The following is a 21,438-nucleotide window of genomic DNA, read 5'->3' on the forward strand; positions in this document are numbered from 1 at the left end:
TATCAATCATACTCTTATGTACAAACGTGGTATTTTATGGGTGCTAGGTAAGTAAATTTGACTTAGCAAATAAAAGTATAAAGGACTGATGATAGATGCAAAAATTTTGGCGGCAGATTCTACTAGTCGTAGTTGGTGTGGGGTTAATTGTGCTGAGTCCCGCGATAATAGGACATGCTCAAGTCATTACCACGGTAACCGGGCTAGATGCTGATAGTGCCATTATTAAAGATACAAGTGGACAAGTCTATAGCCATGACGCAGAATTACCAGAGCAAAATAAGTACACGGTCAGTTACAAGTGGCGGATTCCAAACACCGCAATCATTAAAGCGGGTGACACAATGACTGTGACTGTTCCTGATAATGTCCGGATTCCAGCCGATGCGAGTTTTCCAATGAAGAGTACCTCTGGTTTATTAACGATTGGCTCTTTCTTCATTGCCAAGGGGTCCCATACCGGTACCATTACGCTTAACAGTAACCTACAGTACAATACGCTTAATCGTAACGGTTACATTAATTTAAACGTCTATGGTACTATTCCTGACGATGAGGATGGTGAGGCTCCCAGTGTTTCCAATCCAGGACCGGAAGAGCCCGATGAAGAAGACCCTGGTGAAGAGACTCCGGGCGTAACTGAACCAGGAACCGAGGAACCTGGAACTGAGGAACCTAATACCGAAGAACCTAGCACCGAAGAACCTGGGACTGAAGAACCTGGAACTGAAGAACCTAATACCGAAGAACCTGGGACTGAACAACCTAGCACTGAGGAGCCTGGAACTGAAGAACCTAATACCGAAGAACCTGGGACTGAACAACCTGGAACTGAAGAACCTAACACCGAAGAACCTAGCACTGAGAAACCTGGAACTGAAGAACCTAATACCGAAGAACCTGGGACTGAACAACCTAGCACTGAGGAGCCTGGAACTGAAGAACCTAATACTGAGGAACCTGGGACTGAGAAACCTGGAACTGAGGAACCTAGCACTGAGAAACCTGGAACTGAAGAACCTAATACTGAGGAACCCAGCACCGAAGAACCCAGCACTGAGAAACCTGGAACTGAAGAACCCAATACCGAAAAACCTGGAACCGAAGTACCCGGGAAAGAAGAACCTAACACTGAAAAGCCTAGCACCGAGGTACCAAATGCTAAACAACCGGTCGTTAATCAACCTAAACCAGTAACACCTAAACAGCCAAATCTTGATACAACACCGGCGTTAGTTACGACACCTGCTAATCAAGGAAAAGCGTCTAAAACTAATAACAATCAAGCTTTGCTCAAACCAACCCTTGATACCGCCAACGCTAAGCCCAACAACCAGCAGTTACCTCAAACTGGGGAACGGACTAGCAATCGTGCCTTTTTAATTGGCTTGTTAGGATTAGGTCTACTTTTGATGGTTGGATTCTTTGGTTTTCGACGTCAAAAAAAGAATTAATCTCAATGAAAAAAATTCATGACATTAATTCTTAGTTACCTTTTTTAATTGCTAGAATAAGTGGCTATATTCTTGATTACTTGGCACCCTAACCCATTGGTTCTTACAAAACTGATGAGTTAGGGTGTTTTTTTAATCAGCTTCTTGATCCAATTGATCTAAGGCTGTTTTTAATTGCGCTTGGTCAGCGGCATCTAATGATGGGTACGCCAACGGTAACTCGCTCAACCGCTGATTAATAATCTCGGACACGCATAACCGTGAATACCATTTACTATCCGCCGGAATAACATACCATGGGTTCGCTTTAGTTGCAGTATGAGTGATGGCATCATCGTAAACACGTTGATAATCATCCCAATAGTTACGTTCCCGAATATCAGCCGCTGAGAATTTCCAATTATGACTAGGAATTTCAATCCGGCGAATAAAACGTTGCTTTTGTTCGGCTTTGGACATATGCAAGAAGAATTTCAACACAGTAAAGCCATTATGTTGTAAGTAATCTTCAAAAAAGCGCATGTCCTGGAAGCGTTGGGTAAAGAAGTCATCATCAACTTGCTTACGCTCAGTTGTATCACCAACATGGGCATTCACGATGATTTCCGGATGCACTCGGCTAACTAAGACATCCTCATAATAAGAGCGATTAAAAATACCAATCATGCCACGCTTAGGCACCGCATTATGAATCCGCCATAAGTAATCATGATCCAATTCTGTACTGGTTGGTTGCTTAAATGACGTGACTACACATCCCTGCGGATTCACGCCACTCATAATATGAGCAATCATGCTATCTTTGCCCGCCGCATCCATCGCCTGAAAAATGATTAAGACACCATGTCTATTTTGCGCGTAGAGTTTGCCTTGCAACTCCTTTAATTGTTTAATGTTTTTTTCGATTTGAGATTTAATTAGCTTCTCATCATCATACTTTTCATCTGGACCTGTTGCTAATTCTGTCAGCCCTAATGTTTGTTTGCCAGTATACCGATATTGCTTTTCAAAATTCATCCTGATGACCTCCTCATAGCCAGCTGCCATTCAATCGTAATTAGCCGCTTAAGCTAAAGTATAAGTCAGCGGTTACATTTTGACCAGTCAGCTTGATTTAATCCAGTTTCCGGTAAAATTTGCTAGTCGGCGTTGTCACACTCTGTTGAAACGTTTACAATTAAGCTAGTATTAATCGTTATTTGGTAAAGGTCCCAGTTGTCGGCCAATTGACTGCAATTGGGGATTCGCAACACCTGAAAACTAGGGAGGAATTTGCACATGGCAAAACGTAAAATGATTTTAGATTTGGATACCGGGATCGACGATGCAATGGCTATCGCCTATGCGGTTGGCGCCCCAGATGTTGATTTAATTGGCATTATCAGTTCATATGGTAATGTGGTCGTTGACCAAGCTGCATATAACAGTCTCCAAATTTTAGCCTTATTAGGTGCGACCGACGTGCCCGTCTTTGTCGGTGAACCACATGCGAGCACCACTGAACATTTTGACGTCATGGCAATCTCCGAACAAATCCACGGCAAAAACGGCATTGGTGAAGTGGACTTACCAACACCAACTCGGCAACCAGAAACCCAATCAGGCGTTGACTTCTTAATTGAGGCCGCCCATCAATACGGCGCCGACTTAACCTTGATTCCTACGGGACCCTTAACTAACTTAGCGGCAGCCCTGGAAAAATCACCTGATATTGCTCACTTAATTGGCAATGTCACGCTTATGGGTGGTGCCTTAACCGTTCCCGGTAACGTTAGTCACTATGCCGAAGCGAATATCAATCAAGATGCCGAAGCCGCTAATGCCGTTTTCACTAGTGACCTCGACTTAACGATGGTCGGCTTAGACGTGACTTTGCGGACCCTACTAACTAAGACAGAAACTAGTCAATGGCGTGCTTTAAAGACAACGGCTGGTGAGAAATTCGCCGACATTGTTGACTATTATATTGCCGCTTATGATATTACCAGTCCTGACCTCCACGGTTGTGCCCTACATGATCCTTTGGCTGTAGGCGTCGCCTTAGACCCTACTTTCGTTACCACGTTAGGCCTCAACATGTATGTTGAAACAACCGGTGAAGATTATGGCCGCACCATCGGGGACCCCGCTCGCTTGGATGATCCTAAGACGAACGTGACCGTGGCCCTAACTGTTGACAAAGATCGCTATTTGAAGACTTTCATGACTTACTTAACCACATTATTTAAAGCCAACTAATCGGCTTAAGACATTGCAGATTTACTTATAGACGCTCCTCTAAATAGACAAGCAACTAACAAAAGCTTGTTTATCTAGAAGGGCGTTTTTTATAGGCCAAATTTACAATTGAAATAGAACCCCTCAGTCAAATAAGTCGTCAATACTACTTCCCAGCCAAATGGTTTTCTTCCATTTAGTTTTTTCGCCTCACGTTCTAACTGGTTCATAATTTTTCACTTTTCAGTATTAATTTTTGTATGCCATTTTTCAAACCCACTTGCCGTAAAAAAGAGCACTATGGGCACTAACAACATTAAACCTGTACTTCTAAATACATCATTAATCGCCAATTTTTCTGATAACAGGCCACCTATAATCGTCCCGAGCACAAATCCTAATACTGTAATAAGGCCCTTAAAAGCATAAACCTTGCCGACAACCTTATCATTAGCAGCAAATTGAAAGTTTAAATTATTTAAAATATTAAATATTGCAGTAACTAGGCCGAGAGAAAAGTACGATGCAGCAATCAGATAGACATTATGATATGAACTACCAATGAGAAGCAAACATAGACCAATAATGCCAGTACTGATATAGCTAACCACTTCCATTTTCTTTTCTAACAAAATCATTTTCTTTAGTCTCAGAAATAAATAAGCACTAACTAGTAACCCGACTGATTCAAATGCGCTAACGGCTGTATAAATTGTAGTGATATTCATACTGAATCCTTGCTGTATTAAAGGCAACAATAGCGGACTAACTATCCCGAACGCCAAATTCGTAATTAACAAAGTCACACTTGCAACTAACAGCTGATTATTCTTTAAGATATATTGATAACCACTTAACATTTCATCGCACTTGGCTTTAATGCCTGACCTTGACGAACCTAATCGCCCTTTACCATAGTCTGGTAAAAGACTGATAAACACTAGTGAAATCAGCAATACAACTATAATCAAACCATAAGCATAGACGTGAAATAACGAATACGAAAGAAACAATAAAACAATTGGTGCAATGACAGACATTAGTTGATCTGAAAGCTCAAGTACTGAATTCACTTTAGTAAGTTCACTTTTGGAAAAATAATGATAAATTAATCGAATCTCGGCTGGATGAAAGATTGGTTCTGCTAGCCCTATAAGAGTCATAATAGCAACATAGATTACTCCTGACATTGCGTTTCCAACCAGCAAGATGAGAGTAACACCAACTAAAATCAAACGTATAATTTCAGAAAAAAACATCGCCTTTTTTGGAATAATGCGATCTATAAATAACCCCATTAACAGATGCGATAAAAAGCTACCAAAATAATACATTCCCCAAAGCAAGCTAAACCAAATTGCTTTTTCACCTTTCATCGAAAGTGTAAAAACATATATAATAGCAGCATTCGAAAAATCGGAGAAAAAGGTTGTTGAAATAAGAATCCTTTTTTTGTCCAACACACCACCTTCTCTCATCAGTATGCCACCATTTTATCATTTTAAAATGTGCCTGCAAACAAATTTTTACATAATGGTATTGTTAATTAGATTTTTTCGCTAAAAATCGCTCTACATATCTTATGGTTGGCAAGTCAATGCGAGTTTCTTACTTTATTTGCCTCAAATTTTAAAACCTACAAATTTACTTCAGCATTAGCATAGTTGGACAGACATGCACTTACCAAGTGAATCTGTACAAAAAAGATGAAGCTAGCAATTAATAGACTTACTGGCCTCATCTTTTTTGTCATACATTATTTAACTCGCTTTTGTCATTTTAGGAACGATTAATACTAGTTCAGGACAAGTTTGCCTACACACACCTTAATTTAATTATTATATGTAAATATGGGGAAGTATAAATAAAGTCATTAATGATGACACTATGGGGGAAATCATGGCTTTCACAATAAAAAGAAGTTTAGTTCCTAAATACTTTATCGGCTTATGGATTGGTCTACTAATTGCGCTAATCCACGTTATCGCGACTATGTTACCATTACTATCACAACTTGATGGTAATAACTTTTGGTTTTCAACTTATAACCGCTGGATCAGCTTTGACAGTAGTAGCTGGACCATTGCTTTCTTCTGGGTCATTCCAATTATCAGTGCCTTAAGCGCTAGTCAGATCGTAAGTGATGATATCAAGAGCGGTTTCTTCTGGCAACAAATTAGTAAACAAGGCATCATCAAGTATTTTTGCTACACCTTTCCGATTAGCTTTTTCAGTGGTTTATTGACTGTCTTAATCCCACTGCTAGTCAATCTTTTCTTTGCTTGGAGCTTATTTCCAACGCTTAAACCTGATTTAATTCTAAATGCTAATGCCGCAATTTTACCACAATCTACTTTTTTAGCTTCTGAATACTATACTAATCCAGCACATTTAGTCCTACTATATTTGCTATTACCTGCCTTATTGGGCGGTGGTTTTGCATTGTTTTCAGCTACTTTAGCTTTCTTCATTAACAACCAATTTGCTAATCTAACCGCTGGCTTTTTAATCACCTTACTCCTAACAATATCAGCAACAATTTTTCCGCAAAAGATATTTTCACCGATTCTACTAGTTGCTGGCGTTGGTTTTGGCTATGTTCCTTCACTTTTAACCTATCTATTGGTTTATTTGATAAGCCTAATAATTATGCTATTATTTTTCATTTGGGGAGTGCGCAAACATGCTTATGTTTAGTTACCTTAGAAAACGCACGACCTTTCAAAATAAATTGCTGGTTGTATTTTTCATGCTCATCTTAAGTATATTTACTTTTGCACTACTGGTTAACACCACTAGTGCCATGGCACCAGCGCACTTAGACTTAATACCCTTACTTGTCATGACCATTCAAAGCTTTCACAATCAGACAGTCTATCTCTTGCCAATAACGAGTGCCTTAATCGTCTTGGCCTTGCAAAAAGCAACGCCAATAGAACTATATTGGCTTACCCTCAATAACACACTGAAATCCTTTTGTCTTACCCAAATCATAAAAGTATTATTAATATACATGGGTTGTCTTTTGCTTGGCACCACTGCTTTTGGGCTGATTTATCATCAATTCGCATTGTTTTCATTCACCAATGTTCTTTTAGGACTGGGCTTTTTAAGCTTACACTTCGTTTGCTTCTTACTTAGCAGTTATATCCTAATGTTGCTGTTGATTTTCTTTAAAAAAATAATCGCCTATCTTTTATTTCTATTATTGCTGTATTTAGATGCCAGCTTATTCACACACTTCAATGTGTCCTTAATTATTGGCAATGGCTTAACGATGTCGGTTGATACCTTTGATTTGATCATAGCGCTCAAAGACTTAAGTCTAGCTGCACTATATTTCATTATACTGACAAAATACAGTCAGCCTTTATTATCGCGGGGGTTACGACTATGATTGCTACCTTACGTTTAATCTTACAAAGAAATAATCAACTCATGTGGCAAAATGGTCATGTTAGAGGCCTCATAATTATACTAATTGATGGTCTGATAATCTTTAGAACCGGCTCCATCACCAATGCACTAACTGGCGCTGTCATCTCGATTACCACCCCTGCCATCCCAATCAATTGGTTTTTCCTAGTCTTATCACCACTATTAATAGTAGGTAATTACAGTGAACAAGTTGTTAAGACTGACTATCTTCTTGTCAGTACGACCAAGCTAACCCTCTATCTTAGTAGTCTCGTTTTACAACTTGTTGGGTTAACTTCGGGGCTCGTACTTAGTTGGGTATTAATCGCCCCTACACCTTTTAATTTTGTTTTTTGCCTTTACCTATTAATTACGCTAAATGTACTCACTTTATTTTATAGTATGCTATCAATTTTGATTGGCAGTATCTACAGCTTGATTATCTTTATTGTTGCTTTACTAGTCACCACCGGTAGTATTTACATCCCAATTCTGGCGCCACTAATGTTCATTCATTTTTCAGCCAACCAATTAGGCTGGTATTTAAGTGCCTTATTGCCAATCATTGGGCTAATCTTAATGTTACCAACCTTATTAAAAAAAATTGATTTCAATTAACTAGTTATTTAAGGAGTGCTCATTATGACCTTACCATTAATTAAATTAACCCAAGTTTCAAAAAAATATAAACACAATTTTGCCTTAAAAAATATCAATTTAGAAATTAAACATCCCGGCGTTTATGGTTTTAGCGGTCCTAATGGTTCTGGAAAATCAATGACCTTTAAAACAATTCTGGGCTTTATCCGACCAACTACCGGTACGGTATTAGTCAATGGCGCTATTATTCGCAAGGACACCCTCTTTGCAAATAACATCGGCTTCTCAATGGCCGAGTATGGCGTCTTACCCAGCAAAAGCGGTCCTGCTAATTTAGAACTGCTTTGTATCCTAGCTAAGTATCCAGTTAACGAAATTCCAGTATTACTAAAATACGTTGGTTTAGACCCGACCGACAATCGTAAAGTTTCAGCTTATTCATTGGGCATGCAACAGCGACTATCAATTGCAACAGCGCTGATTGGCAATCAAGCAATCATTATTTTGGATGAACCTACTAATGCTTTAGATGAGGATGGTCAACATTTTTTACAAGCCTTAATCCGAGACCTACGTCAAAAAGGGAAGACAATCTTAGTTTCTAGTCATGATGCGAGCTTCCTGCGTTCAGTGTCTGATTATATTTATTTTCTCAACGAAGGTTGTATTACGCGGGAGGAAGCCATTTCATGAGAGGTAAAAAACTATCGCTTTTATTACTGCCAATAATCGCTATTGTGGCTTTATTAATTGTACACAAAGCTAACGTTGATCAACGCTATCACAATTTTTCAATTAACACTGTCCACGTTTCACCAGTAGCTAATCAATTAACACCTAATGTAACACTTAAAAGCTTTAGCCAGTATCGTAAAAAAAATCACTATTATGCAAAATTAACCGTCACAGCAACTAAAAAAATGCCCTTCACTTTAGACCATTGGTACCTTATGGAAGGAACGGCTATCCAACCAAATCAATTTTTGACAGATGATTTAACAATTAATGGCACGCCATCAACTAGCTTAAGTCAGGGAACTAATGTCATCAAAGTCAATACTCAAGTTGATCCACAGGTTCAACCTAATCTGGTTATCGTGACTAATCCCGCTAAAGGCCACTATCGAAAACTAGTATTCAAGACTTTGAACTAACTTTTAAATCTAACTATTTTTGCAGCGCTTGGGATAAAAACCAAACGCTTTTTTATTTTCCTTACCTCGCAACAACAAAAAAAGTATCTAGACGAGTGCCATCTAGATACTGCTTTGACAACGATTTAAATCCACCCAATCGACTTCAAACCATTTGCAATCCCATCGTGATCACAATCCGTTGTCGTTAAATCTGCATAAGCTTTAATCTCAGGCGTCGCATTGCCCATTGCAATGCCGATGCCAGCGTGCTTCAACATTTCACGATCATTTTGATTATCGCCAAAAGCAACGACATCCGCCGGTGCTACATTTAAAGCCGCCGCCAACTTCGCAATCCCTGCTGCCTTAGAACCCACTTTTGGAATAACATCCACGCCGAACTCGTGAAAACGCACGAATGAGAATTCAGTGGCATGTGGTAACCGTTGATGCATCGCATGGTCATAAAACATCATGGCTTGATAAGTATCATGCGTTAAATAATAATCCGGATCATAAGTCATTTCAGGCGCATGAAACGTTGATAAGACCGCTTGCGTCGCCGCTGACGGATGCGTATGGGCATGCAAGCCATCCAAAGATTCGAAGACAATGTCCACATGCTGTTCATCCGCCGCTTTTACTAAAGTTGCCATATTCGCTGTTGATAGAGTCTGCTGATGGACTTGTTGATGGTTCGCAAATGCTGCGGACCCATTGCACAAGACGAAATCTCTTAAATCTAGCGCTGAAATCACCTTTTTAGCCATCGCTAAGTTCCGACCCGTAGCAATTGCCACGTTAATGTTTTGTTGCTTTAATTTTTCAATACTCTTAATGGTACTAGGTAATAATTTTTTATTCCGAGCCAACAACGTATCATCAATATCAAAAACTGCTAATCTCGCTACCATTTCTCCAGGCCTCCAGCCTACCGTCTAATAAATTCTGATTTTATTAACTCATGTTGCGTAGTGGTACTAATCGCCAATTGGAACGCCGCTTGTCCCAAGGCTTCTAAATGATGATCAATTGTTGAAAATTTTAATAATCGACTTGATAACAGGTTTTCTTGTCCAATCACCGGTATCGGTGGTAACCCCTGGTCGACAAAATACTGATGGACTCCCGCCCCAATATCATCCCCGTTAGCGAAAATGGCATCGACCGTTGGCGTCAGCTTTGCAAAGTATGCCCCGGCACGGTAACCATCGTCATAAGTCACGGCCCCGACAAATAAATTACGGGCTAACAAAGGCCCATAAACTTGTTCATAGGCACGCCGGGTCACCCGGGTACTCGCACTAATTTCACTACTACGACTAAGCACAACACCCATTTTCTGATAACCAGTCGTTTGGGCCCAAGTCAAGGCGCGCACATAAGAAGCCATGCGGTCCGTATAAGCCGCTGCCAGTGGTTCTTCATCACCGGGGTCTTCGCAACAGACAATCTGACCGTACTTGCGATACTGCGTCAATACTGCCAGTGAGCTACTTCGTGATGTAAAAATTAACGCATCATACGCTTTACTGCGTAACTGATCTAAGTAAGCTTGTTCAACCGTCCGATCATAATTTGTCGGCAGTAACGTAATCTTATAACCAGCCGCAAAAGCCGCCCTGACAATGCCATCAATAATCCGCGCAAAATATGGATGGTTCGCATAAGGCAACACCACCCCAATCGTCTTCGTTCGGCCACTACTTAAATCTCGAGCTACTCGATTCGGCGCGTAATCCAGTTGTTGCATAATGGCTTCAACCTTGGCACGTTTGTCATCGGCAACATATTTTTGATGATTAATAACACGTGAGACCGTTGAAACGGAATATCCGGAAAGGCGCGCAATATCATGAATATTTGTCATCGGTCTTCAACTCCTATCAGTTCCATTTTACCGTTTAACCGCTTTCAATGCACGATTAATTCTTAACGGCGCTCACTGACCTTAAAATTAGTCAGTAGGTCTAGCCTAATTTATGAAACCGGTCCCAGGTCAAGGCGTAAGTTGGTCGTCACCGGCCTGAACTCATGGTAAACTAGGATTTAAGAGGTGGCTTCTATGTTAATTCTAACGGCACTCACTAAGCAGGCCGACTTTACCACAACCGAAAAACGCATTGCCGATTATATTCTTCAAAATTTAACGACGGTGACGACTGGGTTCATTAAAGACCTAGCCACCGCCACCTATACATCACATTCAGCTATTATTCGCCTAGCACAAAAGCTGGGATACCGTGGTTTTCGGGACTTTCAACGCGCCTTAACCACAGCAGCAGCGGCCCAAACTCACGCCCCGGTCGACGCGAACTTCCCGTTTGATGCTACCGATTCCACCAAAGCAATTGCCCAAAAGATGGCGACCTTGACGATTACCGCTATCCAATCTACTTTAGCGCAGATTGATGTGACGACCCTAACAACCCTTGCACAACAATTAAATACGGCGGAGCGAATCTTTCTATTTGCCGAGGGTGATTCCCAATTACGCGCCCGTAGTTTTCAAAATAAGCTAGTGAAAATTAATAAATTTGCCATCATCGCCGATGAATACCACGATGAAGCCTGGAATGCCGCCAACCTGACGACTCATGATTGGGCCTTTTTCATTTCTTATGCGGGCACCATTAAAACACAGTGCCAATTTGCCCGTTACTTCCAGGCCCAACAGATTCCAAGTGTTGTCTTAACTGGTAATCAGCATTCCCCCCTGATTCCATTAACAACCCATCATTTAATTACCGCCCAAAATGAAACTGATTTTGCTAAAGTAGGGACTTTTGCCTCCCAAGCGGCCTTTGAGTATCTATTGGATACCTTATTTGCAAAGATGTATGCGCAAAATTTCCATCAACATCTAACCCGGTTGCAGCAGGCTCAAGGACTCATGCAAGCCGGCCCTTTAACCACCAAATAAGACCAACCCAAAAATGACCACTAGTAATCGTCGTAATGACGTTACCAGTGGTCGTTTTAATTTAAGTTATCAGTTAACGTTGTGGTCGTACCACCGCTAAAAAGGCGGTCAGTGCTTGTGGATCGGTTAATTGCCGATTACACTGAGCACTATCCCGACAGATATAGTTACCCTTACGCGTATAAGTTCCCAAACCAGAACGCTTAGTCGTTGCCATGAATACAGCCACGTTGCCAATCGTCTGACAAATCGCACAAACGCCTTTAACAGTCGTCGGCGCTAATGACCCCTGAATTCCAATTAAGCGGTCACTATCTGGCATTACCAAATATTTCTTTTGATTGCCACCATCGTTCCAGCCTAGATAGGTCAACTCATGCAAATTCAAGTCGGCCCAAGTAGGCTGTTTGAGCTTCTTCACTTTGCGAAATAGCTTTGTTAATTGTTTCGCTGACAGCTGCGGAAACGGGACGACTAACGGAATCAATTGGGTTAACATCTGCGTCGCCGTGGCTCGTGAAAGCCGATCGGGTGCCAATTGTGTCAAAAAAGCTTGCGTGATAGGATCCCCACTAGGCAGAATGGCGGCAACTCGTTCCACCGTCATCGCTCGGACAGTGGCTCTAATTTGCCAATCATTAACGGCCAGATAGGTGCTCACTAAGTGATTGATTTGCTGGGTAATATAACTATACTCGTAAGTGGTGATTGTCGGTCTCATAAGTTGGTTTCCTTTCAGATTCAAACCAGACACTTCTCTGAAAGGTTTTGCAGAAAAATGTCGCTAACTAGCAGCACTTTTCCGTACCAATAACGATGCCATCATCGTTGATCATCTCCTTATCACTCACCTGCTTGGTGGCGATAAGTAATAGTATATAAAAATTTCCACGACTTGGCAATTCACTGAACCACTGGCTTACCCTAAAGTTAATTGCGCAGAAGCCAAAGCCTGGTCTACCACCGCCATGACTTGTTGCGAATGCGCCAACTGTTGTCGCACGCGCGGCATATCATGGGTCGTAATCATCCGATCAAACTCAGCAAACTCAGCGAACATCCGATGGGCGTGTTGATTTTGATTGACGGTCGTCGCAGCGGTCTCACGTAACGTCGTCGTGTAACTCGCCACCGTATTAGTGGGACCAGCCACGACAATAGAACCATCAGTCCCCTGAATTGTTGACTGGATTGGCGCCGTACAATCCTTAGCACCGATGCAAACAACCTTGGTCGTTGGATAAGTTAAGATTAGCATGCCCGAAGTATCAATGCCGCGGTCGAGATTAGCCAGATACTTAACCGCAGTAGGCGCTCCTAATAAGCCGACGACAAAGTGAATATTGTAAATATTCAAATCCATCAACGCCCCACCACCCATTTTAGGATCAAATGCTGGTAAAACGATGCCCGCTTTAAACCGATCATATCGTGATGAATACTGAGAATAATTACATTCGATCACTTTTAAATCACCAAGCTTAGCTAAGTTAGCCTTAATGCCTTGATAGTTGGCTAAATACTGATTCGTAATGGCCTCAACTAACACTAAATCCCGTGATTGCGCTAACGCTACTAACTCATCTAATTGACTAGCGGCCAAAGTAAACGGCTTCTCACAGATGACATTTTTTCCTTGTTGCAATGCCTGTTTCGTGAATTGATAATGCAATACGTTGGGTAAGGCCACATAGACGGTATCAATTGCCGGATTGGCTAATAACTCATCATAATCCGTATACACGTGTTTAATGCCATAAGTGCCTTGTAACTTTTGCGCTCGGTCTACACTGTGTGGCGTACTCAAGATACCTTCCAACTTAATCGCTGGCAAGTCGCCGACCATGGTTAACATATCTTGAACAATCATACCGGTTCCAATTAATCCTAAGTGCATGTTGCCACCTCCTATGCGTTTTGCATGGCTTGAATGCCACCTTCTAATAATTCAATCTGTAAAATAGTTTCTTCATCTTTAACCGTCTTAGGTTGCCCATCAATAATGGCCTCGTACAGGCCAGCATAGACCCGACTATAATCGCCCACCGCTGAGACTACTTTTTCTTCATGATACTGAGCCGCATCGTCCATATACGTTAACGTGCCATAATCAGCTGGTTGGTCCAACCCAAAGTCCGGATGATCTGGTAAATAAAAATGTTTTAAATCCGTTTCTTGCCGGTCTTTACCTGCTTTTAAGAACATGCCTTGCTTCCCATACACCACGAAACTTGGCCGCGGCTTAATCCGGAAATAACTGGATTTAACGGAAACTTTTAAAGTGCCATAATACAGATCTAAATCAAAATAATCATTCATCCGGTCGGTTCCAAGCAATTGCCGTACATCATAATGAACTTTATCCGGACGACCAAAATAGGAAATGACTTGATCTAAGGTATGACAAGCATGCCCGTATAAATAGCTCGTCCCAATGGAAAAGTGCGTAACACTAGCCGGTACTTCTGGTCGAAAATAATCAAAATGCATTTCAACTTCTAGCAAGTCCCCTAAACGACCACTTTCAATCACCTTTTGGACGGTCAAAAAATCGGAATCATAGCGACGATTTTGATAACATTGAATCAGTAAGTTCTTTTGTTTTGCTAGTGCAAACAACGCTCGTGCTTCTGCCGACGTTTCTGTAAAAGGCTTTTCAACTAACGCATTTTTACCGTGCATTAAGACATCTTTCGCCATCGAATAATGCGACTGACTCGGCGTGGCGACCACAACTAATTGAATTTCAGGGTCACCGTAAATATCGTTGAGGTCCGTGGTATAATGAATGCCGGCAATTGGGGCCCAGTCTGAATGACCAGACCGTGAATAGATTGTTTTTACTTTAATTTGCTGATCGAGTTTCAAAGCAAAGGGTAAGTGATAGCGATTCGTACTCTTCCCATTACCGATATACGCAATTGTTAACATGACTAAGTACCTCCAAGTTGATTTGATGCTTTCATTATACCGGGTTATGCCGGGTATCCAAGCGTTTTCACTTAAACTGGTCACCATGTTCAAAGTTCATGCCTTTAACTGCGCCAGTTTAAACGTTAGGTTCAATCCATTGGGACTTACTTTCAATCATGAGTTAACTTGCGTTAAAATTAAGCCAATTAACTAACTTAAGGGGGAACACCAGGTGCAAACTGTCTTCTTAGTGCTCTTATTAGTCGCGGCTGTCGTCGCAGCCAACGCGGTCTATGCACGCTTTAATCATATTCCCGTAGCTTTTTTACAAATTGCTGCCGGGCTCATTTTGTCGTTTATTCCATTATATCGACATTTTGAATTGGAACCAGAACTCTTCTTATTGGTCATCATTTCCGTTCTCATGTTCAATGACGGTCAGAATACAAGTATTCGCAAGTTGACCCATCGACTAGGGACGACACTCTCATTAGCGGTCGTCTTAGCCATCATCACCATCTTAGTCGTGGGGGTCGTGACCCACTTACTCGTCCCAGCATTTTCATTAGCTTTGGCTTTTGCGCTAGGGGCCATTATCACGCCAACCGATGCGGTCGCCGTTTCGTCAATCACGACGAAGGTTTCCGTCCCCGGTGAAGTTATGGATACCCTGGAAAATGAATCCTTATTCAATGATGCCTCCGGAATTGTGGCCTTCAACTTAGCCATTGCAGCCTTAGTCACCGGAGAATTTTCAATCTGGCACGGTATCGGTAACTTTCTCTACGTCTTTGTCGGCGGAATTATCGTCGGGTTAGTCCTAGGCTACATCATTGTGGCTGGCCGCCTAATGCTCATCCGTATTCATGTTGATACCCCGTCGGTCATTGTCCCTTATACCTTACTCACTCCATTCATCGTTTATTTATTAGCCGAAGCGGTTGGGGTTTCAGGGATTCTAGCTGTCGTTACCACCGGCTTAATGCACGGGGTCCAGCAAGAACACTTGCGCCTCACCACCTCGCGATTACAAATTGTCATGTCCACGACTTGGTCGATTGTCGCCAGTATTTTAAACGGGATTGTCTTTGTCTTATTAGGGGTCTCACTGCCTGAAGTAATCGTCCATCTGCAACAACGTGATACCCGCTCGGTCACGATTCTGGTCGGTATTGGTCTCGTCCTCTATGTTGTCATGACTCTGATTCGCTTCTTATGGACCCGGCTCGACTTCGCTAAGATTCGGGCGTGGGATACCCATGGCAAAAACATCAATAGTCTCGTCTTAGCCCTGAGTGGCGTGCATGGGACGATTACATTAGCCATGGCTTTCTCGTTGCCATTAACCTTAGGCAATCACGCTTTCACCTATCGTAACGATATTATCTTTATTGCAGCCGTGGTCATTCTAACCAGTTTACTAGTGCCGACGCTCTTATTGCCCTTAATCTTGCCGCAAAAGAAAACCAAGATTACGGCCGCCGAACTTGCAAATGCCAAGTCAGAAATGGTGGCGGATGCAATTCACATGATTCAATCTCGCTACGGTGATACACCGAATGCCAGTCAAGTCACCATGACTTTAGAAGGCCAACGGGCCGTTGATGGTCGTCCGAATCGTGCAAAGCTAGCTGCCCTCTTCGATAAAGTCTTTATGCTTGAACGCCAAACAATTGAAACGATGGTTGCTAATGGCGATACGGACGTTGAGACTGCCGAACGCTACATTCGGGTAGCGGCGCAGACCCGCTTACAATATCAGCAAAGTGCCGGTCGGCGAGTGCTAATCTTTATCAAATTCTTGTTCATAAAAAAGCTATCCTTTGGTAAAGGGGCTCGTCGGCGCCGGCAATACTTCCGTCAGATCAAAAGAGCCCACCTGACCCGTGAACAAGTCATCGCTCAAGGACAAGAATTTTGGGCACAAATGCGGGCGGTGGAAAAGCAACCTTATACCGCCATTATCGCTTATCTCGATGACCAACTCACCGCTGACAATCGCCAAGAAACCGAACTAGTCCGGCGGGCTTATGATGAACGCCATCGCCGTTTTTCTGGTCAACGTGATTTCCGTGCAGTCCAAAATGAGTTATTAATTGAAGCCTTTCAACAAGAATATAACTTTATTCAAGCACAAACGGCCGCTAAAAAATATTCTAAGGCGTTAAGTAATGAATTATATGAACAAATTTCGACCGATCAATTAGTCTATCTTCAATCCGTCAATACCGATTAACTTTGCAATCAGTTGCCAGTCATCGCCCCACTCGACATACTGGAACCAAGTTAGTTTAAGGAGGCTTTTTATGGCAACGAAACAAGCATTACTAATCATTGATTATACGAATGACTTTGTCGCAGACAATGGTGCCTTAACCTGTGGACAACCGGGACAGGCCTTAGCGCCAACGATTGTTGCCCTAGCTGATCAGATGGCTGCGCAGGGCGATTGGATTCTGTTACCTACCGATGTGCATACGCCGAATGACCCTTATCATCCAGAAAGTAAGCTATTTCCACCCCATAATGTCCGTGGAACTTGGGGGCGCGAGTTATATGGGCCTTTGAAGACTTGGTATGCCAAGCATCAACAAGAAGACCAAGTTTGGTTGTTCGACAAAACTCGCTACAGCGCTTTTGCGGGTACCGACCTTGATTTACGGTTACGAGAACGTCATGTAGATACCCTTCATTTAGTGGGCGTCTGTACCGACATTTGTATCTTGCATACTGCGATTGATGCCTATAACCTCGGGTACCAATTAGTGATTCATCAGGCTGGCGTTGCTAGCTTTAATCCCACCGGTCACGCTTGGGCCTTGGACCATTTTAAAAATAGCTTAGGTGCGACGCTTGTTTAAACTCACAAGTTAGCTCAATCAAATTAAATAGCTTCAAAAAAATACCTATTTTGATACCAAAAAAATGACGTAGTAGCAACTCATCAATCAAGTTGCTACTACGTCATTTAATTATCCGGTTGAACACTATCATTGCTTAATTAGCGGCCGTTTCAACCCATTTGTGTAATAAGAAAATGTTAGCGGCCGTTTCTAGTGCGATAATAATGACCATCACTAATAGTCCCACCAACCACTGACTACTACCACTTGAGCCTAACAACGTCTGTGACACGGTCGCAACTTGATGCATCACGAAACTGACAATGCGGAATGTTAGGAAGATGACCACGATGTACACAATCACATTCACTAACCGTTGCCGTGCACTTGGCAAGAAGTTGCTAGCAGCACTCGTAATCAGATGAACTAAACTAATCGTACTCCAAGCTAACAAGTACAATACCAGCACCGTGACCAGCGTCCCCAAGCCATACCAAAGTAGATTAGCTGCACTTTGATAAACTAAGAGCGTATCATAATACGTTGATAAATGTGACCAGCCAATTAACGCCGTTACAACGCTTAAAACGACTTGCGCTAGTAAAAGGTAGATAAAATTAGCTAGCGTCGATAAAATATTAACCGCGTAAAACTTAAGATTACTGATTGGCACTAAGCGGAACGTATCTTGTCGAAACGCCCGTTCATTACTAACTGACAACATCACGAATGCAATGAAATAAGGTAATACCGACCAACCGGCAACCGAATAAAATAAAGTCGCACTCGTAAAGTTACCTTTAATCGCAATCCAAATTGCTGAGACCGCAGTGGCGGCCAGTTCTAGTAACAGTAATTGATTCATGCCTCGGAATTTAGTCCGACTCATTTCTTTAAAAATCGCCCAAAAACTAGTCATCACTGACGCCTCCTTCATATAAGCTTTCATAGTAAGTCTCAATATCCATGCCCGCATCGTTACGAATTTCGTCCGCACGCTTATGCACCGCAATCCCTTGATCCTTCACAATCACAACTTCATCTAAAATAGCGGCAATCTCTGCGACATAATGATCACTAATTAGAATCGTCGCCGTGGCAGGTTTCCACTTTAGAATACTGCTAATGATGCGTTTACGACTCATACTATCAATCCCGCTGAAAGGTTCATCAAGTAAATACAAGTCAACTTGTCGGGCCAGCGTTAAGGCAATCACGACTTTTTCTTTCATCCCTTTTGACAAGGCACTTAATTTCTTAGTGCCGTCAATTTCAAGGAACCCGGCAATTTCTTGGTAACGAGCTTGGTCAAAATCTGGATAAACCGTCTCGTAATAACTAACGACCCGATCAACTTTAACAGCACTGGAAAAACCATGGAGTTGTTCAGAAAAACTCAAATGACTCTTCCGCTTCGACTCATCGGTTTCATCACTGACGGTAATCGTGCCACTGCCTTTAGCGCTACCCGTGATTAACCGCATCAATGTCGTTTTGCCGGCACCGTTCTCACCTAATAAACCGACGATTTTGCCGGCCTGAATCGTTAAGTTAACCGTTGATAGAATTGTTTTACGATTATGACGATAATTTAAATCTTTAACTGCTAATACATTACTCATGTTGTGCCCCTCTCTGCTCAATATACCGTTGTAAACTAGCCATAATTTCTGAATCATCTAAATTTAGCGCATGGAGTTGTTCATAAACAGTCGCCAACTGGGCCATGACTAACTGCTCTTTTAATTGAGCAATTCGTGCGGTATCCGTCGTAACAAAGTTACCTTTTCCCCGTTGCGACGTCAAGGTACCCTCCGCAATCATCTCACTCAAAGCCCGTTGCACCGTGTTCACATTAACCGTCAAATCCACAGCTAACTGCCGTACTGCCGGTAACTGGTCACCTGGTTTTAGTTGATTCATCATTATTTCATGGTAAATATGCGTTTTAATCTGTTTATAAATTGGGATCTTGTCGTCAAATTGCACTTTGTAACGCCTCCCTAGTGTTCTATTTGTCTAGAACACTATAACACAACTATTTTTAAACCACAAGTTGACACTAAAATGATCCGCTTGTAGGGTTAAACCATTACAAGCGGATCATTTTAAGGTGTCCTTTAATCTAAATCTAACCTTGACCATCCTTGAAAGCAGGATATAGCGTCATCCCACCATCAATAAATAGCGTTGTTCCAGTCACATAGCTCGACTCCGATGATGCTAACCAAGCTGCCCCAGCGGCGACTTCGGCGGGAGTGCCAATCCGATTCATTGGCACCATCGAAACTGTTTGGTCATATTGCGCTTGATCCGCAAACTTTTTCGCATTAATCGGTGTATTAATGGCGCCCGGACCAATGGCGTTCACGCGAATCCCATCTTTCGCATATTCCATCGCAATTGTTTTCGTAAATAGCTTAACGCTGCCCTTAGCCGCTGCGTAACTAGCAAAGGTCGGCCACGGAATCTGTTCATGAACCGAAGACATATTAATAATAGTCCCCTTAACATGATTAGCTTTGAAATACTTCAACGCCATTCGTGCGCCCAAAAAGACCCCCGTTTGGTCAACTGCGGTCACTTTATTCCAATCCGCTAAGGATAATTCATGGGTTGCCGCCTTAATTTCCATCCCGGCATTATTCACCCAAATATCGAGTTTGCCAAAATGATCCAGTGCCGTTTGACACAACTTTTCAGCGCCGGCTTCCGTACTGATATCGGCTTGGACAATTTCAGCTTGACCGCCACTTTTAACCACAGCGGCAGCGGCAGTTTCGGCGCCAGCCCGATCACGATGATAATTAATGACCACATTCATCTTTTCAGCACCAAACCGTTCTGCAATCGCATTCCCGATTCCTTTGGAACCACCTGTAACGACGGCAACCTTACCTTTTAAATCTTGATACATCTTAGCATCCCTCCATTTATTTGATTACGGTCGTTAGTACCGCACCAACCACAATCAAGCCTAAACCTAACAACGTTAGCACTAAGGCCCGACCATGGCGAGCCTCATGTAAAAACAATAACCCACCGAGTGTCGAAATAACCACAGACAATTGTGAAACAACAAAGGCAATATTTACCCCATTTAGGCTAACTGAATAGATATAAGCAATCGCCCCAATTGAGAAAAACACCCCAGCAATCATCGTTTGCCAACTAGCTGGTTCCTTAATCACTCTAAAATCATGTGTCACTAGCAAATAAATCAGCACAGCCAAGACCATGCCCACGGCTTCTGGTAAAAATAACGCAATCCCAGATGTGCTGGCAACCTTGGGAATGGCACTGTACACCCAATACCCAATTGTCGTGAACACCAAGGTCACCAAAGCTTGATGGCTACGCCCCGTTGTTTGCGTCGGCTGATGCACCGACGTTAATACAATTCCGAGCACGAGTAACAAAATACCAATGAATCCCAGTAACTTAGCAGCTGCACTATGCCATTCACCAAAAATAATAACGCCAATCAAAGTCGTCCCAATTAATTGCAGCCCCGTTGAAAGTGGCATTGTCCGGGCGACCCCGATTGCTTGATAGGCATTATATTGACCAACTTGGCCTAGGACCCAGAAAGCACCAGCAACCATTCCTAACATAAAATCAGTCGTGGTGACTGCCGGCCGAATCACCAGCACAGTCAATAGGCCAACTAACAAGGCTCCCACCGCAGTCCCAAAGATTTGATTACGCGGATTACTTTTAATCCGTGAAACTGCCAATGGTAAGGCTCCCCAGGCGATTGCGGGAACCAAAGTTAGGATTAATTTCATTTAACTTGGCTTCCTTCCATCTTTTTTTCATGCAATACCTTTTGCACAAGTTAAATATAACCGATGCGACTACTCAAACAACAGCTAAAACCACTTACATTTTTACAACCGTAATTAGTTGAATCTCCACACAAAAAATGCCTAGTC

General features: G+C 42.3%; 22 protein-coding genes. 10 read left to right on the forward strand and 12 right to left on the reverse strand.

The annotated features are described in order from the left end of the window. Nucleotides 1-95 precede the first annotated feature (95 nt). Complete coding sequence (locus C5Z25_RS12755; RefSeq protein WP_105451378.1) at nucleotides 96-1,454, forward strand: Ig-like domain-containing protein; 1,359 nt, start codon at nucleotides 96-98, stop codon at nucleotides 1,452-1,454. Nucleotides 1,455-1,586: 132 nt separating this feature from the next. Here C5Z25_RS12755 and C5Z25_RS03640 read toward each other — a convergent pair whose 3' ends face one another. After that, the gene (locus C5Z25_RS03640) at nucleotides 1,587-2,471 is read right to left on the reverse strand and encodes a polyphosphate kinase 2 family protein (protein WP_105451379.1); all 885 of its coding nucleotides are present in this window, start codon (nucleotides 2,469-2,471) and stop codon (nucleotides 1,587-1,589) included. 261 nt (nucleotides 2,472-2,732) lie between these two features. Between C5Z25_RS03640 and C5Z25_RS03645 the strand changes: the two genes are divergently transcribed. Then, nucleotides 2,733-3,692 carry a nucleoside hydrolase gene (locus C5Z25_RS03645; protein ID WP_105451380.1) on the forward strand — a complete coding sequence of 320 codons (960 nt, stop codon included), beginning with the start codon at nucleotides 2,733-2,735 and terminating at the stop codon, nucleotides 3,690-3,692. A 215-nt stretch (nucleotides 3,693-3,907) separates the two neighbouring features. Here the strand turns inward: C5Z25_RS03645 and C5Z25_RS03650 are convergent, their stop codons facing one another. Continuing rightward, nucleotides 3,908-5,149, reverse strand: a complete 1,242-nt coding sequence (locus C5Z25_RS03650) for an MFS transporter (protein ID WP_105451381.1) — start codon at nucleotides 5,147-5,149, stop codon at nucleotides 3,908-3,910. Nucleotides 5,150-5,570: 421 nt separating this feature from the next. On the opposite strand from C5Z25_RS03650, the gene C5Z25_RS03655 reads away from it, so the two are divergent. The 5 genes from C5Z25_RS03655 to C5Z25_RS03675 are packed head-to-tail and all read left to right on the forward strand — an operon-like array spanning nucleotide 5,571 to nucleotide 8,842. Next, a complete protein-coding gene (locus tag C5Z25_RS03655; protein WP_105451382.1) occupies nucleotides 5,571-6,368 on the forward strand; it encodes a hypothetical protein in 798 nt (265 codons plus the stop codon). Continuing rightward, nucleotides 6,355-7,068 carry a hypothetical protein gene (locus C5Z25_RS03660; protein ID WP_105451383.1) on the forward strand — a complete coding sequence of 238 codons (714 nt, stop codon included), beginning with the start codon at nucleotides 6,355-6,357 and terminating at the stop codon, nucleotides 7,066-7,068. Before C5Z25_RS03655 ends, C5Z25_RS03660 begins: the two co-directional genes overlap by 14 nt. Further along, entirely contained in the window at nucleotides 7,065-7,706 is a 642-nt protein-coding gene (locus C5Z25_RS03665; protein WP_105451384.1) for a hypothetical protein, read from the forward strand. The genes C5Z25_RS03660 and C5Z25_RS03665 overlap by 4 nt, the downstream gene beginning before the upstream one ends. A 24-nt stretch (nucleotides 7,707-7,730) precedes the next feature. After that, nucleotides 7,731-8,381 (forward strand): ATP-binding cassette domain-containing protein, encoded by a 651-nt coding sequence (locus tag C5Z25_RS03670; RefSeq protein WP_105451385.1) that lies wholly within the window; start codon nucleotides 7,731-7,733, stop codon nucleotides 8,379-8,381. Further along, the gene (locus C5Z25_RS03675; protein WP_105451386.1) at nucleotides 8,378-8,842 is read left to right on the forward strand and encodes a hypothetical protein; all 465 of its coding nucleotides are present in this window, start codon (nucleotides 8,378-8,380) and stop codon (nucleotides 8,840-8,842) included. The genes C5Z25_RS03670 and C5Z25_RS03675 overlap by 4 nt, the downstream gene beginning before the upstream one ends. Before the next feature lie 125 nt (nucleotides 8,843-8,967). Here the strand turns inward: C5Z25_RS03675 and C5Z25_RS03680 are convergent, their stop codons facing one another. Together C5Z25_RS03680 and C5Z25_RS03685 are read right to left on the reverse strand one after the other, a co-directional pair. Further along, nucleotides 8,968-9,738, reverse strand: a complete 771-nt coding sequence (locus tag C5Z25_RS03680) for an HAD family hydrolase (RefSeq protein ID WP_105451387.1) — start codon at nucleotides 9,736-9,738, stop codon at nucleotides 8,968-8,970. A 17-nt stretch (nucleotides 9,739-9,755) separates the two neighbouring features. Further along, nucleotides 9,756-10,694 carry a LacI family DNA-binding transcriptional regulator gene (locus tag C5Z25_RS03685; protein ID WP_105451388.1) on the reverse strand — a complete coding sequence of 313 codons (939 nt, stop codon included), beginning with the start codon at nucleotides 10,692-10,694 and terminating at the stop codon, nucleotides 9,756-9,758. 195 nt (nucleotides 10,695-10,889) lie between these two features. On the opposite strand from C5Z25_RS03685, the gene C5Z25_RS03690 reads away from it, so the two are divergent. Next, nucleotides 10,890-11,747: a MurR/RpiR family transcriptional regulator gene (locus tag C5Z25_RS03690; RefSeq protein WP_105451389.1), complete on the forward strand. Its 858-nt coding sequence runs from the start codon at nucleotides 10,890-10,892 to the stop codon at nucleotides 11,745-11,747. Nucleotides 11,748-11,820: 73 nt separating this feature from the next. Here the strand turns inward: C5Z25_RS03690 and C5Z25_RS03695 are convergent, their stop codons facing one another. The 3 genes from C5Z25_RS03695 to C5Z25_RS03705 form a co-directional block, all read right to left on the reverse strand. Continuing rightward, nucleotides 11,821-12,468: a FusB/FusC family EF-G-binding protein gene (locus C5Z25_RS03695; protein ID WP_105451390.1), complete on the reverse strand. Its 648-nt coding sequence runs from the start codon at nucleotides 12,466-12,468 to the stop codon at nucleotides 11,821-11,823. 198 nt (nucleotides 12,469-12,666) lie between these two features. Beyond that, nucleotides 12,667-13,644 (reverse strand): Gfo/Idh/MocA family protein, encoded by a 978-nt coding sequence (locus tag C5Z25_RS03700; RefSeq protein ID WP_105451391.1) that lies wholly within the window; start codon nucleotides 13,642-13,644, stop codon nucleotides 12,667-12,669. Nucleotides 13,645-13,655: 11 nt separating this feature from the next. Continuing rightward, entirely contained in the window at nucleotides 13,656-14,678 is a 1,023-nt protein-coding gene (locus C5Z25_RS03705; protein ID WP_105451392.1) for a Gfo/Idh/MocA family oxidoreductase, read from the reverse strand. A 214-nt stretch (nucleotides 14,679-14,892) separates the two neighbouring features. Here C5Z25_RS03705 and C5Z25_RS03710 point away from each other — a divergent pair, with 214 nt between their 5' ends. Further along, nucleotides 14,893-16,896 (forward strand): cation:proton antiporter, encoded by a 2,004-nt coding sequence (locus C5Z25_RS03710; RefSeq protein WP_105451393.1) that lies wholly within the window; start codon nucleotides 14,893-14,895, stop codon nucleotides 16,894-16,896. Between the two features lie 70 nt (nucleotides 16,897-16,966). Continuing rightward, on the forward strand, nucleotides 16,967-17,521 hold the full coding sequence (locus C5Z25_RS03715; protein ID WP_105451394.1) for a cysteine hydrolase family protein: 555 nt from the start codon (nucleotides 16,967-16,969) through the stop codon (nucleotides 17,519-17,521). A 136-nt stretch (nucleotides 17,522-17,657) separates the two neighbouring features. Here the strand turns inward: C5Z25_RS03715 and C5Z25_RS03720 are convergent, their stop codons facing one another. From C5Z25_RS03720 to C5Z25_RS03740, 5 genes are all read right to left on the reverse strand, one after another. Next, nucleotides 17,658-18,422 carry an ABC transporter permease gene (locus tag C5Z25_RS03720; protein WP_105448904.1) on the reverse strand — a complete coding sequence of 255 codons (765 nt, stop codon included), beginning with the start codon at nucleotides 18,420-18,422 and terminating at the stop codon, nucleotides 17,658-17,660. Beyond that, a complete protein-coding gene (locus tag C5Z25_RS03725) occupies nucleotides 18,415-19,125 on the reverse strand; it encodes an ATP-binding cassette domain-containing protein (protein WP_105451395.1) in 711 nt (236 codons plus the stop codon). Before C5Z25_RS03725 ends, C5Z25_RS03720 begins: the two co-directional genes overlap by 8 nt. Beyond that, on the reverse strand, nucleotides 19,118-19,492 hold the full coding sequence (locus C5Z25_RS03730) for a GntR family transcriptional regulator (RefSeq protein ID WP_105448906.1): 375 nt from the start codon (nucleotides 19,490-19,492) through the stop codon (nucleotides 19,118-19,120). Before C5Z25_RS03730 ends, C5Z25_RS03725 begins: the two co-directional genes overlap by 8 nt. Nucleotides 19,493-19,634: 142 nt before the next feature. Further along, nucleotides 19,635-20,420, reverse strand: coding sequence for a glucose-1-dehydrogenase (locus tag C5Z25_RS03735; protein WP_105451396.1), 786 nt, complete (start codon nucleotides 20,418-20,420; stop codon nucleotides 19,635-19,637). Nucleotides 20,421-20,436: 16 nt separating this feature from the next. After that, nucleotides 20,437-21,291 (reverse strand): GRP family sugar transporter, encoded by an 855-nt coding sequence (locus tag C5Z25_RS03740; protein ID WP_105451397.1) that lies wholly within the window; start codon nucleotides 21,289-21,291, stop codon nucleotides 20,437-20,439. Between the last annotated feature and the right edge of the window lie 147 nt (nucleotides 21,292-21,438).

Source organism: Lactobacillus sp. CBA3605, assembly GCF_002970915.1.
Classification (GTDB): Bacteria; Bacillota; Bacilli; order Lactobacillales; family Lactobacillaceae; genus Lactiplantibacillus.